General features: G+C 71.4%; 16 protein-coding genes. 9 read left to right on the plus strand and 7 right to left on the minus strand.

Annotation, left to right across the window (positions count from 1 at the left end; translation table 11 throughout):
- Positions 1 to 7: 7 nt before the first annotated feature.
- Positions 8 to 3,421, minus strand: a complete 3,414-nt coding sequence (locus ACNYC2_RS20805) for a family 43 glycosylhydrolase (protein WP_419703623.1) — start codon at positions 3,419 to 3,421, stop codon at positions 8 to 10.
- A gap of 390 nt (positions 3,422 to 3,811) precedes the next feature.
- Here ACNYC2_RS20805 and erm point away from each other — a divergent pair, with 390 nt between their 5' ends.
- From erm to cutA, 4 genes are all read left to right on the plus strand, one after another.
- Positions 3,812 to 4,624 carry a 23S ribosomal RNA methyltransferase Erm gene (gene erm, locus ACNYC2_RS20810; RefSeq protein WP_419703624.1) on the plus strand — a complete coding sequence of 271 codons (813 nt, stop codon included), beginning with the start codon at positions 3,812 to 3,814 and terminating at the stop codon, positions 4,622 to 4,624.
- A 71-nt stretch (positions 4,625 to 4,695) separates the two neighbouring features.
- Positions 4,696 to 5,298 carry a hypothetical protein gene (locus ACNYC2_RS20815; protein WP_419703625.1) on the plus strand — a complete coding sequence of 201 codons (603 nt, stop codon included), beginning with the start codon at positions 4,696 to 4,698 and terminating at the stop codon, positions 5,296 to 5,298.
- Between the two features lie 40 nt (positions 5,299 to 5,338).
- Complete coding sequence (locus ACNYC2_RS20820) at positions 5,339 to 5,752, plus strand: DUF4345 domain-containing protein (RefSeq protein WP_419703626.1); 414 nt, start codon at positions 5,339 to 5,341, stop codon at positions 5,750 to 5,752.
- A 32-nt stretch (positions 5,753 to 5,784) separates the two neighbouring features.
- Positions 5,785 to 6,129: a divalent-cation tolerance protein CutA gene (gene cutA, locus ACNYC2_RS20825; RefSeq protein ID WP_419703627.1), complete on the plus strand. Its 345-nt coding sequence runs from the start codon at positions 5,785 to 5,787 to the stop codon at positions 6,127 to 6,129.
- Here cutA and ACNYC2_RS20830 read toward each other — a convergent pair.
- Positions 6,122 to 6,475 carry a nuclear transport factor 2 family protein gene (locus ACNYC2_RS20830; protein ID WP_419703628.1) on the minus strand — a complete coding sequence of 118 codons (354 nt, stop codon included), beginning with the start codon at positions 6,473 to 6,475 and terminating at the stop codon, positions 6,122 to 6,124. The two genes, cutA and ACNYC2_RS20830, sit on opposite strands and share 8 nt — an antisense overlap.
- A 62-nt stretch (positions 6,476 to 6,537) precedes the next feature.
- Positions 6,538 to 7,059 carry a GNAT family N-acetyltransferase gene (locus tag ACNYC2_RS20835; protein WP_419703629.1) on the minus strand — a complete coding sequence of 174 codons (522 nt, stop codon included), beginning with the start codon at positions 7,057 to 7,059 and terminating at the stop codon, positions 6,538 to 6,540.
- A gap of 154 nt (positions 7,060 to 7,213) precedes the next feature.
- On the opposite strand from ACNYC2_RS20835, the gene ACNYC2_RS20840 reads away from it, so the two are divergent.
- The 3 genes from ACNYC2_RS20840 (at position 7,214) to epsC (ending at position 10,096) form a co-directional block, all read left to right on the plus strand.
- Positions 7,214 to 7,993 (plus strand): lytic polysaccharide monooxygenase auxiliary activity family 9 protein, encoded by a 780-nt coding sequence (locus tag ACNYC2_RS20840; RefSeq protein ID WP_419703630.1) that lies wholly within the window; start codon positions 7,214 to 7,216, stop codon positions 7,991 to 7,993.
- A gap of 571 nt (positions 7,994 to 8,564) precedes the next feature.
- Positions 8,565 to 9,500, plus strand: a complete 936-nt coding sequence (cysK, locus tag ACNYC2_RS20845; protein ID WP_419703631.1) for a cysteine synthase A — start codon at positions 8,565 to 8,567, stop codon at positions 9,498 to 9,500.
- On the plus strand, positions 9,500 to 10,096 hold the full coding sequence (epsC, locus tag ACNYC2_RS20850) for a serine O-acetyltransferase EpsC (protein ID WP_419703632.1): 597 nt from the start codon (positions 9,500 to 9,502) through the stop codon (positions 10,094 to 10,096). Before cysK ends, epsC begins: the two co-directional genes overlap by 1 nt.
- Before the next feature lie 139 nt (positions 10,097 to 10,235).
- Here the strand turns inward: epsC and ACNYC2_RS20855 are convergent, their stop codons facing one another.
- A complete protein-coding gene (locus ACNYC2_RS20855) occupies positions 10,236 to 10,628 on the minus strand; it encodes an MmcQ/YjbR family DNA-binding protein (protein WP_419703633.1) in 393 nt (130 codons plus the stop codon).
- 85 nt (positions 10,629 to 10,713) lie between these two features.
- Between ACNYC2_RS20855 and ACNYC2_RS20860 the strand changes: the two genes are divergently transcribed.
- Entirely contained in the window at positions 10,714 to 11,826 is a 1,113-nt protein-coding gene (locus ACNYC2_RS20860) for an LLM class F420-dependent oxidoreductase (RefSeq protein ID WP_419703634.1), read from the plus strand.
- 72 nt (positions 11,827 to 11,898) lie between these two features.
- On the opposite strand, the gene ACNYC2_RS20865 is transcribed toward ACNYC2_RS20860, so the two are convergent.
- A complete protein-coding gene (locus ACNYC2_RS20865) occupies positions 11,899 to 12,324 on the minus strand; it encodes an MGMT family protein (RefSeq protein ID WP_419703635.1) in 426 nt (141 codons plus the stop codon).
- Positions 12,325 to 12,416: 92 nt separating this feature from the next.
- Between ACNYC2_RS20865 and ACNYC2_RS20870 the strand changes: the two genes are divergently transcribed.
- Entirely contained in the window at positions 12,417 to 13,733 is a 1,317-nt protein-coding gene (locus ACNYC2_RS20870; RefSeq protein WP_419703636.1) for a GNAT family N-acetyltransferase, read from the plus strand.
- A gap of 22 nt (positions 13,734 to 13,755) precedes the next feature.
- Here the strand turns inward: ACNYC2_RS20870 and ACNYC2_RS20875 are convergent, their stop codons facing one another.
- Together ACNYC2_RS20875 and ACNYC2_RS20880 are read right to left on the minus strand one after the other, a co-directional pair.
- Positions 13,756 to 14,883, minus strand: coding sequence for a DNA-formamidopyrimidine glycosylase family protein (locus ACNYC2_RS20875; protein WP_419703637.1), 1,128 nt, complete (start codon positions 14,881 to 14,883; stop codon positions 13,756 to 13,758).
- Positions 14,876 to 15,328, minus strand: coding sequence for a ribose-5-phosphate isomerase (locus ACNYC2_RS20880; protein WP_419703638.1), 453 nt, complete (start codon positions 15,326 to 15,328; stop codon positions 14,876 to 14,878). Before ACNYC2_RS20880 ends, ACNYC2_RS20875 begins: the two co-directional genes overlap by 8 nt.
- Between the last annotated feature and the right edge of the window lie 8 nt (positions 15,329 to 15,336).

Raw genomic sequence — 15,336 nt, forward strand, 5'->3', positions numbered from 1 at the left:
GGGAGCCTTAGCTCCTTGCCTGGACCCTGGCCGTCTGCGTGGAGACCGCCTCGCCCGGGAACGCCCCCGGCTGCGACGCCGTCACCCGTACCGACATGCGGTGCCCGATGTCGGCGGACGTCAGCCACAGGGTCTTGCGGGTCGCGCCGGCCACCGGCTCGCCGTCCCGCAGCCACTGGTACGTGAACGTCAGGCCGTCCTTGCTCCACGTGCCAGGCGTTGCGGTGAGCTTCGCGCCGTCGACGGCCTTGCCCTGGACCTTCGGCGAACGCAGCGCGTCCGGCTGGACGCCGTCGTAGGGCAGCGGGTCGACGCTCGTGAGCGTCGGCACCACCTTCTCCATGAGGCCGTCGTCGTCGAACGTCAGCCGGTCGATGGTGGTCTCCCGGTGCGTCCCGTCACCGCCCGGCATGCCGAACCGGTGGTAGGCGATGTACCACTCGTCGGTGCCCGGCACCTGCACTATCGAGCTGTGCCCGGTCCCGAGGATGCCCTGGCTCTGGTCCTTCTCGAGGATGACGCCGCGGTAGGTCCACGGCCCGTCGACGCTGGTGGCCGTGGCGTAGCCGACCCGGTAGTCGGCAGAACCGGTGTCGTCGATCGAGTAGGTCAGGTGGTAGAGACCGTCGCGGTAGTTGAGGAACGTGCCCTCACGGAAGTCGTCGAGGCCCGAGATCCGCTTGAGCGTGTCCTGCTTGATCGACAGCATGTCGTCGCTCAGCTCGGCGTAGACCGGGCCGTTGGACGGCCCGCCGTTGCCCCAGAACAGGTAGTACTTGCCGGTCTCAGGATCCTGGAACGCCGACGGGTCGATCGCCTGACCCGACGTGATCGCCTCGTTGTTCAGGACCATCGCTTCTCGCTGCGCGGTGAACGGGCCCTCGGGGCTGTCGGCCACGGCGACGCCGAGCGTCTTGCGGTTGTAGGTCGGGTTGTGGCCCGAGAAGTAGAAGTAGTACTTCCCGTCCCGTTCGATGATCGTCGGCGCCCAGGCGTTGCCGCTCGCCCACGGCACGTCGCCGTTCTCGCCGTCCAGGGTCAGGAACGGCTCGGCCGAGCGTTCCCAGTCGGCCAGGTCCTTCGACTTCCAGACGTAGAAGTCCTTGCCGCCCCAGCCGGCGACGCCGTCGGTGGTCGCGTAGAGGTAGTAGTAGTCGCCGAACTTCGCGATGTTCGGGTCGGCGTAGAGGCCCGGCAGCACCGGCGACCGCATCTCGACGGCGCGCACCGTCCAGTCGCGGGTGGTGCCGTCCTGCGCGGTCACCGTGAACGTCCTCGCCGTCGAGAGGTCCACCGGACCGGTGACGTCCGGCGAGACGGTCGACGTCGACACGGTCTCGAAGGCCGGCTCCAGCGCCGTCCGGTCCGTGCCGGGCGTGACCGGCAGGGTCACCGTCGAGGAGGCCGAGTCGATCACGGCCGGGATCTTGAGGCTGTCGAGCTCGACGTCGGTGATGGCCGTCGGGTCCGCGCCGAGCTCCTGGACCTCGTCCGCCGTCAGCGCCCGGTTGTAGATGCGGAAGTCGCGCACCTTGCCCTTGAGGTACTTGTCGGAGGTGTAGTTGGAGCGGCCGATGTAGTTGGCGGTGGTGCGGCCGTCGCCGATGTCGCCGGGCGCAATAGTGACGCCGGTCTTCTCGCCGACCTTGACGCCGTCGAGGTAGAGGACGGCGGTGCCGTCCTGGAGCGTGTACGTGAGCGTCTTCCAGGCACCGCGCGGCAGGGCGGGCCCGCCCGCCACCGTCTGCTCGGTGCTCCAGTTCCCGGACGCGATCGAGGTCCGGTAGTTGTTGCCGGTGGTGAAGAGGTAGCCGTTGCCGGTACCCCCGCCGTCGGTGTTGCCGAGGCCCCAGATGAAGTAGGGCGTCGCCTGGGCAGGGTCCAGCCAGAGCTTGGTGGAGACGGTGATCGCGTCGAGGCCCGCCATCATGTCGTTCGGCAGCTTCACGTGACCGTTGGTGCCGCCGAGGTTCAGCGCGCCGTCGGCGAAGGTCGCGTCGCCGCTGACCACGCCGTCGTACCCGTGGCCGGTGCTGTCCGTCGCGACGGCGCCGAAGGTCTCGTCGAGGTCGTACTGCGCGACCAGGCCGTTCTCGTCGGCGACGACGGGCGTCGGCTCCTCCGGGATCACTATGCCCTCGCGCAGCGCGGCGAGCTCGGCCGCCGTGACCGGGATGACCGTGCCGTGGCGCGGGCTGGCGGGCAGGTCGTAGTTCGCGGCCACCTGCCAGTCCGGGTTCTCCAGGTCGTCGGTGCCGAGCGGGATGTAGCCGCGGCCGCCGTACTCGTCGACGAACAGGTAGTACGGCGAGCCGGACGTGTCGCCCGGGTTGGCCTCGAAGACCGTGGGTCCTTCGACGGCGGAGGTGCCGGCGTCGCGGCCGATGCAAGCGTCCATGAACTCCCAGGACGGGTCGCCCGGCAGGTCCACGGCGGTCAGCGACGGAGACTTCTCCTGGATGATGTCCGAGCAGCCGGTGCCGCCCCCGCCCTCGTCCTTGGTGAAGCGGTAGTAGGTGTCGTTCTCCTTGATGACCGTCGAGTCGATCCGGGACTCGCCGCGGTCCTGCCAGATCTTGGCCTCGCTGAACGTCACGAAGTCACGCGTCGTCGCGTAGAGCATGCGGTTGTACGCGTTCCCGGTGTGGTCCGGGTCGTCCTCGGCGTACAGCTTGGAGGCCCAGAACACGACGTACTGCTGGAGCGACTCGTCCCAGTACGCCTCCGGCGCCCAGGTGTTGCCCGCGGTGTCGGGCGAGACCTTGATGTGCCGCTGCGCCGACCAGTTGATCAGGTCGGTCGACTCCCAGACCTCGAGGTACTTGCTGCCCTGTCGCTGCGAGCGGTCCCAGTCGCCGTTGCGGCCGATCGAGAGGTCCGTGGCGATCAGGAAGAAGCGGTCGCCCTCGGGGGAACGGATCAGGAACGGGTCGCGCAGGCCCATCTCGCCCATGGTCGACTCGAGCGTGGGCTGCCCCTCGTTCAGCTCGTCCCACTTCAGGGCGTTGTTGCCCCGGCTGGCGGCGAAGTAGATCTTCTCGCCGGCTATCGAGTTGCCGGTGAAGTAGCTGAAGGCGTAGCCCTCGTACGCCGCGGCGGCCGGCTGCTCCCGCACGGTGAGGGGGATCTCGCGCGCGGCGGTGGCATCGCCGACGGCGGCGGTCGCGGTCAGGGTCACCGTGGTGTCCCCCGCGCCGTGCGCGGGGCGGTCGACCAGGCCGTCGGTGGCGACGACGGCCGGGTCGGACGACGCCCAGGTGACCGTCGCGCCGTGCAGGCCGGACGACGGGAGCGTGAGGTGCCCGCGCACGTCGTCGGCGTGCACGATGCTCAGCGCGGCGGCCGCGGCGTCGGCATCGGCCTGGGCGTCCGCGTCGGCAGCGGTCACCGACGACGTCGTCGTGGTGGCCGTAGCGGGCACGGCGGCGCTCGCCGGCAGGAACGGGAGCAGGCCTCCGAGCAGTGCCGCGACGGCGCCGACTGCAACGGGGCGTGGGGGCAGAAGGGAACGACTGGTGCTTCTTTGCACGGTGACCTCACAGAAATGTGAACGTTAACAGTGCGCCATACGACCATCGCGGGTTCGCCGTGTCAAGCCTCCGGAAAAACCTTGGCCCGCTCCGGAGGGCGGCTCGTAGGGTCGACCCCGATGAGCGTCATGACCATGAACACGATGATCAGAGAGCGTTCCGCCCGCTAGCGGCGCGGAACGCACTCTCACACCCAGCGCGTGCCCCGCGCCGCCGGCTCCCGCCGGGCGGCGCGTTCGTGCTGCCCGGAACTCGAGTACCGACGACTTCCGGAGCACACCATGTCGCGCAACCGTTCCTCACGTACCTCTGTCAGAAACTCCGAGGCCCTCCACGACCTGCCGGGCGGCGCCCACGAGCTGGGCCAGAACCTCCTGGTCGACACGCAGGTCATCCGCCGCGTCGTCGACCTCGTCCCCGACGCCGACCGGCCGGTGGTCGAGTGGGCGGCCGGTCGCGGGGCGCTCACCCTGCCGCTGGCGCGTCTGGGCCGCCCGCTCGAGGCGGTGGAGATCGACCCGCGCTCGACCGGGCGCCTCAGCCGGGTGGCCCCCGGCAACGTCACGGTGACGCGGGACGACATCCTGCGCCACGCACCGCCGTCGGACCCCTACGACCTCGTGTGCAACGTGCCGTTCCACCTGACCACACCGGTGCTGCGGCGCCTGTTCACGCTGACCGGCTGGCAGCGCGCCGTGCTGATCACGCAGTGGGAGGTCGCGCGCAAGCGCGCCGCCGTCGGCGGCACCACCCTCCTGACCGTCCAGTGGTGGCCCTGGTTCTCGCCCCGCCTGGACCGCCGCATCCCCGCCGGGGCGTTCCGGCCCCGGCCGAGCGTGGACGCCGGCCTCCTTGTCATCGACCGCCGTACGGAACCGCTGCTGCCCGTGCGCGAACAGCGCGGCTACCAGCGATTCACGGCGGCGGTGTTCAACGGACGTGGTCGCGGGCTGCACGAGATCCTCGTGCGGCAGGGCATCGCCCGGGACGACGTGCGGCGGTGGGCGCGCGAGCACGGCGTCGGCCCGAACGCGCTGCCTCGCGAGCTGGACGCCAGGGCGTGGGCCGGGGCGTACCGCATGAGCGGGCGATAGGCCGCCGGCTAGCCCCGGTCCATCACAGCATGCCCAGCGGATCGTCATGTCGGTGCGGTCAAATGGTTCCTATGACACAAACCTCCTCGTACCGCCCTCGCCATCGCTGGATCATCGCCACCCTCTCGGTGGTCGGCGGGCTGGCGGTGCTCGGGGTGGCCGGAGAGTTCGTCCTGCGCGGCATCATCGACGACCGGATCGCGAGCGCCGAGGCGCACCTGCCCGCGGGCGTCACCGTCGCACGGGACGACACCCCTGCGCTCTGGCAGGTCGCGACCGGTGAGGCCACCGTGTCGGTGCGGGTCTCCCCCGAGGCCCTCACCGACACGGCGCGCACCGCGACCGACCTGCCGGAGCTCCAGGTCGCGTCGGAGGAAGGGAACCTCGTCGCACGGCTGCCGCTCTCCATCGCGGGCAGCGAGCAGACGGTCGACGTGCTCCTCTCCGTGGTCGCAGAGGGCGGCCAGGCGGTGCTCCGCGCGGACACGGTCCGGCTCGCCGGGCTCAGCATGCCGGTGGCCACGCTCGCGGAGCAGCTCGGCAACGACCAGCTGGACCGGCTGGTCGAGGGCGTGGCGTTCCCGGAGGGTCAGGAGCTGCCGCAGGTGGAGATCTCGTCGGCGCGCACCACCGACGACGGGCTGGAGCTCGGGGCGGAGGTGGCGATGTGGTGAGTCCCGGCGACAGGTCGCGCGCCCGTGCCAGACTGCCCATATGGGTCGCCGGACACTGATCGTGGTCATCGCCGTGCTCGGCGTCGTTCCCGTGCTCAGCGGACTGCTCGGCATCGTGGGCGGACCTGCGGCCCTGCCCGACGGCGAAGCGGTGAACGCCACCGTCGACGGCGAGTACCGGTTCACCAACGTGTTCTGGCTCGCCGCCGGGCTGCTCATCTGGTGGAGCCTGCGCCGTCCCCAGGAGCGCGCTGCCGTGACCCGCGTGATCCTCGCGATCGCATCGCTCGGGGCCATCCCACGGCTCATCTCCATAGCGGTGACGGGCTGGCCGCACCCGGCGTTCATCGGGGCGCTGGTCCTGGAGCTGTTCGTCGTGCCGCTGGTGATCTGGTGGCACGTGCGGACGTTCCGGAGCACGGACGCCGCCGCCGCTCGCACCGACGGCGTGTAACGCTCACCCACGCGTCCCGTAGCCTTTCGGCCATGCCCGCCGACGCCGTGAGCGCCTACGAGTTCTGCCAGGTCATGACCACCTGCACCCTGCGGGCCGAGGCCGTGGCCCTCGGCCGGTCCGTCGTCGAGGCGCGGCTGGCCCCGTGCGCGCAGGTCGAAGGTCCGATCGGGAGCACGTTCTGGTGGGACGGCGAGATCCAGGACACGTACGAGTGGCGGGTCGTGTTCAAGACCCGGACCGAGCTGTTCGAGTCCCTCGCCCAGCACATCCGCGACAACCACGCGTACGAGGTGCCCGAGATCATCTGCCTTCCGATCCTGGCCGGCACTCCGGACTACCTCGACTGGATGCGCGCCGAGACCGGCGTCAGCTGAGCACCAGGCTCGCGATCTTCCCGTCGCGCAGCTTGAACTTGAACGGCCCGGTCCCGTTGAACCGGTTGCTCGTCACCATGATGTTCGCCGTGTACTCGCCGTCCGCGGACCCAGGCACGACCGAGATCAGCTCGAACTGGCTCTGCATCCCGATGTTGTCGGTCTCGTTCCAGCTCCGGACGCCGTCGGGTCCGTGAAACTCACGCCCCCAGTCGTTCAGGTGGGCGTCGTCCGTGAAGGTGTCCACGAATCGTTCGGTGTCGGCCGCGTTCGTGGCGTCGACGAACTCCTGTATGACGGGCGGGACGGTGGGCGGGACGACGTCGGGCGTGTCGTTGACAGCCATGCAAACCTCCAAGGCACTCGGTCTGCTCGACCTTAAGCACAGTTCTGCCTGCCAGCCAGGGCTCAGTGATCCATGGTCCGCTCGTAGAACCGCCAGAGATGCTGCAGCTCGGCCGGGATCTCGGAGCCCTCGTAGGGCGGACGCTCCACGAACCCGCGCGACTCGTAGAGCCGGTGGGCCCCGTGCATGAAGCGGTTGCTGTCCAGCCGGACGGTCGACGCCCGCAGCTCGCCGCGGGTGAGGTCCAGGAGCCAGTCCAGCATCGCCGAGCCCACGTGGGCGCCCCGGTGCGCCGGACGCACGAACATCCGCTTGATCTCGACGGCGCCGTCGTCCTGCACGCGCAGGGCCGCGACGCCCGCCGGTGCGCCGTCGACGTGCGCGAGCGCGATCACGCCGGACGGCCTGCGGAACTTGTCGAGCGCCGCGGGCGTGTGTCGCGCGTCGCCGCCCATCGCGAAGCCGTAGGTCTCCTCGAACGTGGCGAGCGCCCACGCCATGTACTCCGTCATGAGCTGGAGCACGACGGCGTCGTCGGCAGCGGAGGCCTCACGGACCTCGGGCTGGATCTGGGGCTGGTTCAAGACGCCGTTCCTTCCTGGTCGTGGCCGAACTCTAAACGTTTCAGCGGGTGGTTTTCGCCCGCTCGGCGTCCGCACAGTGTTTCTGCAGAGCGGTTTCTGCACCGCGCCGTGGCGGGCCCCGCCAGGCGCACCCGCCCGAGCACCTGGAGGAACCATGTCCATCCGTGCGCACAAGCGCAGTCTCACGCTCGCCGTCACCGCGGCGCTGGTCGCTCCGTTCGCCTTCCTGGCCACGGTCACCGCAGACACCATCACAGCGGCGCCGGCGGCCGCCCACGGTTCGGTGACCGACCCGCCCACGCGCAACTACGGGTGTCTCGAGCGCTGGGGCAGCGACCACCTCAACCCGGAGATGGCCGACATCGACCCGATGTGCTGGGGTGCCTGGCAGCACGACCCCAACGCCATGTGGAACTGGAACGGCCTCTACCGGGAGAACGTGGGCGGCAACCACGAGGCGGTCATCCCGAACGGGCAGCTCTGCTCGGGCGGCCGCACCCAGTCGCCGCGGTACGACTACATGGACACCCCCGGCGAGTGGGTCGCCAAGGACGTCCCGCAGCAGTTCCACCTCACCCTGACCGACCAGGCCCGGCACGGCGCCGACTACCTGCGCATCTACGTCTCGGAGCCCGGTTTCGACCCGACGACGGAGGCGCTCGGCTGGGACGACGTCCAGCTGGTCAAGGAGACCGGCAGGTACCCGTCGCAGGGCACGTACGAGACCGACGTCGACCTGTCCGGCCGTAGCGGCCGGGCCGTCCTGTACACGATCTGGCAGGCCTCCCACCTCGACCAGCCGTACTACCTGTGCTCGGACATCAACATCGGTGGCGGTGCGGCCACTGCTGAGGCCGAGTCCGGGTCGGCCGTCACGACAAAGGTCGCGACGACGGCGGCCGCCGCCTGCCGCCTCGGTCAGTTCGCCGCCTGACCGCGGCAGAGCAGGAGACAGCAGCACCTCTTGAGCCAGCAGTCGGCCCCGGTCCCCCAGCGGACCGGGGCCGACGTCGTTCCTGATGTACCTCGGACCTCAGGACGCCGCCCCAGGAGCACCCTGGACGGCCCTGAACGCATAGGCGTGATCGATACCTGAGACAGATCTTGTCTCACAGTCCCTGCCCGCGTAATCTGCTCCAGGCGGGCCGGTGGCTCGCCACGGAACACGCAGCCGCGCGGCCGTCCGGCCGCCCACGCAGGGAGGACGTCTTGAGCACCGTGCGCTCCGCACTCCCCACCTCGGCCCTCACCCCGACCCGCACCGCCGCCGCGCGCTCCATGTGCGTGTCCGACTGCTGCCCCCGAGGCTGTCTGTAGAGCGTCCGTCTCACGCCCGACCACACCGGCTCAGCCGAGCGTGGCCCAGGCGCGGGCGCGATGCTCCGGTCCCACCCAAGCCCCAGACGCTCCACGCCAGTCCCGAGGCACGCATCCGCACGACCCGGGCGCCGACGTCGGACATGCACGACTCCAGCCAGACCCGCCACACAGTGAAGGAAGAACACATGGCCCGCATCTATGACGACGCGACCAAGCTCATCGGCAACACCCCGCTCGTCAAGCTCAACCGCTTGACCGAGGGTCTCGAGGCGACGGTTCTCGCCAAGCTCGAGTTCTACAACCCGGCCAACTCCGTGAAGGACCGCATCGGCGTGTCCATCATCGACGCCGCCGAGGCGTCCGGTGAGCTCAAGGAGGGCGGCACGATCGTCGAGGGCACCTCCGGCAACACCGGTATCGCCCTGGCCTGGGTCGGCGCGGCTCGTGGTTACAAGGTGGTCCTGGCCATGCCGGAGACCATGTCCAAGGAGCGCCGCGCGCTGCTGCGTGCCTACGGCGCCGAGCTGGTGCTCACGCCGGGCGCCGAGGGCATGAAGGGCGCCGTCGCCGCGGCCGAGCGGATCGCGCAGGAGCGCCCGGGCGCCATCCTGGCCCGCCAGTTCGCCAACGAGGCCAACCCGAAGATCCACCGCGAGACCACCGCCGAGGAGATCTGGGCCGACACCGACGGGAACGTCGACATCCTGGTCGCCGGTATCGGCACGGGCGGCACCATCACCGGTGTGGGCCAGGTGCTCAAGGACCGCAACCCCGACATCAAGGTCGTCGCGGTGGAGCCCGAGGAGTCGCCCATCCTCAACGGCGGCGCCCCGGGCCCGCACAAGATCCAGGGCATCGGCGCCAACTTCGTGCCGGAGATCCTCGACACCAAGGTGTACGACGAGGTCATCGACATCAACCTCGCCACCGCCATCGAGACCGCGCGCCGCTCGGCGCAGGAGGAGGGCCTGCTGGTCGGCACCTCCTCCGGTGCCGCGCTCTCCGCGGCCCTCCAGGTCGCGAAGCGCCCGGAGAACGCCGGCAAGACGATCGTCGTGATCGTGCCGGACTTCGGCGAGCGTTACCTCTCGACCCCGCTCTTCGAGGGTCTGGTCGACTGATGGCGCGGGCGCGCGGGCTGTTCCGGGTTCTTGCCGAGGACCTGGCCGCCGCGCGCGCCCACGACCCGGCCGCGCGGTCGAACCTGGAGGTCGCGCTCGCCTACCCGGGCGTGCACGCCCTCTGGGCCTACCGCGCGGCGCACCGCATGTGGCGGGCGCCGTCCCTTCGCCTGCCCGCGCGGCTGCTCTCGCAGCTCGCGCGGGCGGCGACCGGGATCGAGATCCACCCCGGCGCCCGGCTGGGGCAGCGCCTCTTCATCGACCACGGCATGGGTGTGGTCATCGGTGAGACCGCCGTCGTGGGCGACGACGTCATGCTCTATCACGGCGTCACCCTGGGCGGCCGGTCGCTCAACCGCGGCAAGCGGCACCCGACGCTCGGCGACCGCGTGACCGTCGGCGCCGGCGCGAAGGTGCTCGGCCCCGTGTGGGTCGGCGACGACGTGCAGATCGGCGCCAACGCCGTCGTCGTGAAGGACGTACCCCCTGGAGCCGTCGCCGTGGGCATCCCCGCGCGGATCCGGGTGCCGAACGCGCCGGTGGCGGAACGCCCCCGGCACGAGGACCCGTCGGAGCTCATCGAGTACACGATCTGACCTGCGCCCGATGGCGCGGCCGGCAAGCGGCAGCTTGCGTGGTCGGTAAAACGTCAGGAGATCGGCAGCTCGGACTGCCGATCTCCTGACGTTTTACCGACCACCCGTGCCGACCATTCGCTCCCGGCCGGAGCCGGCGTCAGGGCAAGCGATCCGCATGCCGCTCGGCGAGGCGCGGCGGCGCCGTGGCGAGCCAGGCGTCAACCAGGGTCTCCCGCAGCACGGTCTCGCCCACAAGGCCGAGCTGAATCAGCAGTCCGGCGAAGCCGTCGAAGTGCTGGATGGTAAAGAATCCCGGCCGCCCTTCCGCCAGGATCGCCTCCTTCTCCCCCAGGTCCTCGACCCGTACGCCGAGGATCGGGCCTTCCGGCACCGGATCGTCCCCGAAGCGCTCAAGATCCGCCTTACTGAACGGGCGCTCCCATGCGAACGCCTTGCGCCCGACGGACCAGGCGCGGTGGCGGTAGCTCAGACCCTCGGCGGTCTCGGGGAGCGCGAGGGCGAGCCGGGCGACGTCGTCGAAGGTGGCCACGGCTCCACCGTAGACCGGTAGGGTGTGGGCAGTATCTGGGACGCGCCGTCCCAGATAAGACGTTCCCACGACGAGGTGACCCCACATGCGCATCGGATTCCAGACCGGTTACTGGTCCCGCAAGCCCCCGAAGGGCATCCAGCAGTTCATCGTGGCCGCCGACAGGCTCGGCCTCGACTCGGTCTGGACGGCGGAGGCCTACGGCTCCGACGCCTTCTCGCCGCTGGCCTGGTGGGGCTCCCGCACCAAGAACGTGCGGCTGGGCACGGGCATCGCCCAGCTGTCGGCCCGCACGCCGACGGCGACCGCCATGCAGGCCCTCACGATGGACCACCTGTCCAAGGGCCGGTTCGTGCTGGGCCTCGGTGCCTCCGGGCCGCAGGTCGTGGAGGGCTGGTACGGCCAGCCGTACAAGCGGCCGCTGGCCCGCACGCGCGAGTACGTCGACATCGTGCGGCAGGTGATGCGCCGCGAGGCGCCGGTGACCCACGACGGCTCCTTCTACCAGCTGCCCCTGTCCGCCGAGGCGCCCGGGGCGATGGGGCTGGGCAAGGCGCTCAAGCCCACGGTGCACCCGTTCCGCCCGGAGATCCCCATCATCCTGGCCGCGCAGGGCCCCAAGAACGTGGCCCTCGCCGCCGAGATCGCCGACGGCTGGATGGCCGGCTTCTACGCGCCCCGCATGGACGACGAGTTCCGCGCGCTGCTCGCCGAGGGTTTCGACGCCCGCTCTGAGGAGCGTTCGGCGTCCGACGGGTTCGAGGTCGCGGCCACCGTCCCGGTCATCGTGCGGGACGACGTCGAGGCCGCCGCCGACGTCATCCGCCCCCACATCGCCCTGTACGCGGGCGGGATGGGCGCCAAGGACGCGAACTTCCACAAGCAGTCGCTCGACCGGCTCGGCTACAAGGAGCCGCTCGACAAGGTGCAGGAGCTGTATCTCGCCGGGCGCAAGGAGGAGGCGGCCGCGGCCGTGCCGACGCAGCTCGTGGAGGAGATCGCGCTGGTCGGCCCGATCGACAAGATCCGGCGCGAGCTGCCGGCCTGGGAGAGCACGGCGATCACGACGATGCTCGTCCAGGGCGACCCGGCCTCGATGCTGGCGCTGCTGTCGGCGTCGCAGGACTCCTCGCTCGGCGGACGGGCGCGCTCGACGACGTCGGCGCTGCTCTCCCGCGTGGCCCCGAAGAAGGTCTGACGGCGGCGGGGGTCTCGACGGGCTCGACCAGCGGGGTCCCCGTCGGTCGAGCTTGTCGGGACCCCCGCAGTCTCAGTCGTCCTCCGGGAACCACACCGCGCGCCGCAGGTTCACGCGACGGCCGTCGCGGGACAGCGGGCAGCCCTCCGCGCGCAGCGCGTCCAGGGCCTCGGTCAGGTGATGCTTCGGCGGTGACCCAGCCGCGTTGACGACGCGCCACCACGGCACCCGGTCGCCGTCGGGCACGGGTGCGTCGTCGTCCTGGTCGTCGCCCTGGTCATCGTCGTCGGGCACGAGGTGCGCGTACCGGCCACCGGACCCGGCCAGCACGCTCCCGACCTGGCGGGGCCCGCCGCGGCCGAGCTCCTCGCCGACGATCTCGGCGATCAGCCCGTACGTCATCGCGCGGCCCGAGGGGATGCGCCGGACGACGTCGAGCACCGCGGCGGCGTACTCCTCGACGTCGGTGAGCTGGGTTCCGGGCGGCGAGTCGGTCACGGATGCGATGGTAGACGCGGACACCGACAGTCGGACCAGCGGCGGCCACGACGGGCAGTTTTCCACTTGCCCGCTGGTGGCACGATCGACGCATGGCACTTCCTCAGATCACCCTGCCCGCCGGCTATCGCTGGCGCACGCTGACCAAGGACGACCAGCGGCTCGTGACCGAGCTGGACACGTGGGCGTTCCCGTCAGGGCTCGCCCACGACGACATCGACGCCACCCCGTCACCGCTGACCTGGGAACGTGCGATAGCGATCGAGGCCGAGGGCTTCGACGGCCTGGTGGCGCTGCACGCGTCCTACCCGTTCCGGCAGTTCCCCGTGCCTGGCGCCGAACTGCCGACGGCGGGCCTGACCTGGGTGGGCGTGCATCCCCAGCACCGCAGGCGCGGCCTGCTGACGGCGATGATCGACCTGCACCTGGCGCGCTCCGTCGAGCGCGGCGAGGCGCTCAGCGCCCTGTTCGCCGCCGAGGCGCCGATCTACGGCCGGTTCGGCTACGGCCGAGCAGCCGACGACCTCCGCCTGGAGATCCCCCGCGGCGCGGCCCTGCGAGACGTGCCAGGGGCCGAGCGGCACACGATCCGGATCGAGGTCGCCACCCGCGAGAAGCACGGCGAGCTGGTCGACCGCCTGCACCGCGCGGCCGGCGCCGCCCCGACGGGCGTACCGGGGCTCAACCGGCCGGGCTGGGTCACCCGTGAGACCGAGGAGCTGCAGGCCATCCTCTGGGACGACTCCCCGATCCACCGCGAGGGGCGCGAGTCCCGGCGCATCATGGTCGTCGAGCTCGACGGCAAGCCACGCGGCTACGTGACGTTCCGCCGCACCATGAGCTGGGAGCCCAGGGGGCCGCGCGGGCGGGTCCACGCCGGTGAGGTCGTCGCGCTCGACGCCGCCGCGGCCCGGGCCCTGTGGGGTGCGCTGCTCGATCTCGACCTGACGAACGAGGTCACGCCGTTCGTCCTGCCGGTCGACGACGTCATCACGCACCTCCTGGTGGACCTCCGCGCCGCCGTCCCGCGCACGCCGGACAACGTCTGGGTCCGGCTGGTCGACGTCGCCGGCGCGCTCGCCGGACGCCGGTACGCGGCCGACGTCGACGTCATACTCGCCGTGACCGACACGCGGCTGCCCGCCAACGCGGGCGTCTACCGGCTGCGGGCCGAGGCGTTCGGCGAGGCGTCGGTGGAGCGGGTGGACCCCGAGTTCGAGGCCCCGGACCTGTCGCTCGACGTGCGCGAGCTGGGCGCCGCCTATCTCGGCGGCAGGTCGCTCGCGGCTCTGGCGGCCGCCGACCTCGTCACGGTCCACCCGCGTCCCGGACAGCCCGCGAACGCGCTGGCCCGCGCGAGCGCTGCGTTCGGCTGGCCGATCGCGCCCGGGTCCTCCTGGGTCTTCTGACCCACCCCTCTGGTGTGCCCGGTCAGGTCTGGCAGGTGGGGCACCAGAACAGGTTGCGGCCGGCCAGCTCCTTCGTCAGGACGGGCGTCCCGCAGATCCGGCACGGCAGGCCGGCCCGGTGGTAGACGTAGAACGCCTCGTCCGAAGGCACTGCGCCGGGTGTACCGTCGGTGTTCTGCCGGGTCCGCGCCCCGTCCGCCGGTCGAGCCGACCCCGCTGGTCGAGCCGACCCCGCTGGTCGAGCCGACCCCGCCGGTCGAGCCGACCCCGCCGGTCGAGCCGACCCCGCCGGTCGAGCCGACCCCGCCGGTCGAGCCGACCCCGCCGGTCGAGCCGACCCCGCCGGTCGAGCCTGTCGAGACCCCCTGTCGGCCGGGCGGGTCGTGACGATCGCGCCGTGGGCGGCGCCGTCGCGCATGAGGGTCACCAGGTCGTCCCAGATCGCGCGAACCGTCGCGGCGGGCACGTCGCGCCCGGGCCGCAGCGGGTCGACGCCGGCCCGGAACAGCGCCTCGGCACGGTAGATGTTCCCGACCCCGGCGACGACCGCCTGGTCCATGAGCTGCTGCCCGATCGTGACCCGGGACCGGCCGACCGCCGCGACAAAGGCTTCGACGTCGCCGTCGTCCCGGATGGGGTCCGGACCCAGGCGCGCCTCGACCGCCGTCTTCTCCTCGGTCGTGATCACCTCGCACGCCGTCGGCCCGGTGAGGTCGGCGACGGCGTGCTCGCCGAGCAGGCGCACGCGGACCTGCCCGCGCGGCTCGGGCGCAAGCCATTCGCCGTCGGCCCCTCCGGCGGTCGAGCCTGCCGAGACCGGGGTCCCGACAGTCCCGACCACCGGGCTGGTCTCCCGTTCGCCGATGCGCTTGCGCGGCGCGCCGATGGCGTGCGCCACCTCGGGTGCGTCCGGGGCGCCGGCGAACGTCCACGCGCCGTACAGCCCGAGGTGGGTCCGCAGCCACAGGTCACCCTCGAACCCCAGGAACAGCTGCTTGCCCCAGGCCTCGCTCGCCACGAGGTGTCGCCCCGAGAGCATGGCGGCGCCGTCGGCGAACCGCCCCTGCGGGCTGCTCACCCGGAGGACCTGCCCGGCGTACAGCGAGTCGAACGTCCGCGCGAGGCGGTGGACGGTGTGACCCTCAGGCACGCTTTGATTCGTAGTCGGCGAGCTGGTCGATGCGGCGCTGGTGCCGCTCGTCGCCGCTGAACGGCTCGGCCACGAAGGCCTCGACGAACGACGTCGCCTCCTCCACCGAGTGCATCCGGCCGCCCACGGCGATCACGTTGGCGTCGTTGTGCTGGCGGCCCAGCTTGGCGGTCTCGAGCGACCACGCGAGGACGGCGCGGACGCCGGCCACCTTGTTCGCGGCGATCTGCTCCCCGTTGCCCGAGCCGCCGATCACGATGCCGAGCGAGCCCGGCTCCGCGACGACGGCCTCGCCGGCGGAGATGCAGAAGGCCGGGTAGTCGTCCAGGGGGTCGATCTCGTGGGCCCCGTGGTCGATCACCTCGTGCCCAGCGGTGGTGAGGTGCTGCACCAGGTGCTGCTTGAGGTCGTACCCGGCATGGTCGGCGGCGATGTGCAGGCGCATGGACCCTA

Source organism: Promicromonospora sp. NFX87, from assembly GCF_048564965.1.
Taxonomy (GTDB): domain Bacteria; phylum Actinomycetota; class Actinomycetes; order Actinomycetales; family Cellulomonadaceae; genus Promicromonospora.

Coding starts and splice junctions, on each gene's coding strand:
- erm (WP_419703624.1), top strand. CDS start 3,812: ATGTCGCGCAACCGTTCCTCACGTACCTCTGTCAGAAACTCCGAGGCC.
- ACNYC2_RS20815 (WP_419703625.1), top strand. CDS start 4,696: ATGACACAAACCTCCTCGTACCGCCCTCGCCATCGCTGGATCATCGCC.
- ACNYC2_RS20820 (WP_419703626.1), top strand. CDS start 5,339: ATGGGTCGCCGGACACTGATCGTGGTCATCGCCGTGCTCGGCGTCGTT.
- cutA (WP_419703627.1), top strand. CDS start 5,785: ATGCCCGCCGACGCCGTGAGCGCCTACGAGTTCTGCCAGGTCATGACC.
- ACNYC2_RS20830 (WP_419703628.1), bottom strand. CDS start 6,475: ATGGCTGTCAACGACACGCCCGACGTCGTCCCGCCCACCGTCCCGCCC.
- ACNYC2_RS20840 (WP_419703630.1), top strand. CDS start 7,214: ATGTCCATCCGTGCGCACAAGCGCAGTCTCACGCTCGCCGTCACCGCG.
- cysK (WP_419703631.1), top strand. CDS start 8,565: ATGGCCCGCATCTATGACGACGCGACCAAGCTCATCGGCAACACCCCG.
- epsC (WP_419703632.1), top strand. CDS start 9,500: ATGGCGCGGGCGCGCGGGCTGTTCCGGGTTCTTGCCGAGGACCTGGCC.
- ACNYC2_RS20860 (WP_419703634.1), top strand. CDS start 10,714: ATGCGCATCGGATTCCAGACCGGTTACTGGTCCCGCAAGCCCCCGAAG.
- ACNYC2_RS20870 (WP_419703636.1), top strand. CDS start 12,417: ATGGCACTTCCTCAGATCACCCTGCCCGCCGGCTATCGCTGGCGCACG.
- ACNYC2_RS20880 (WP_419703638.1), bottom strand. CDS start 15,328: ATGCGCCTGCACATCGCCGCCGACCATGCCGGGTACGACCTCAAGCAG.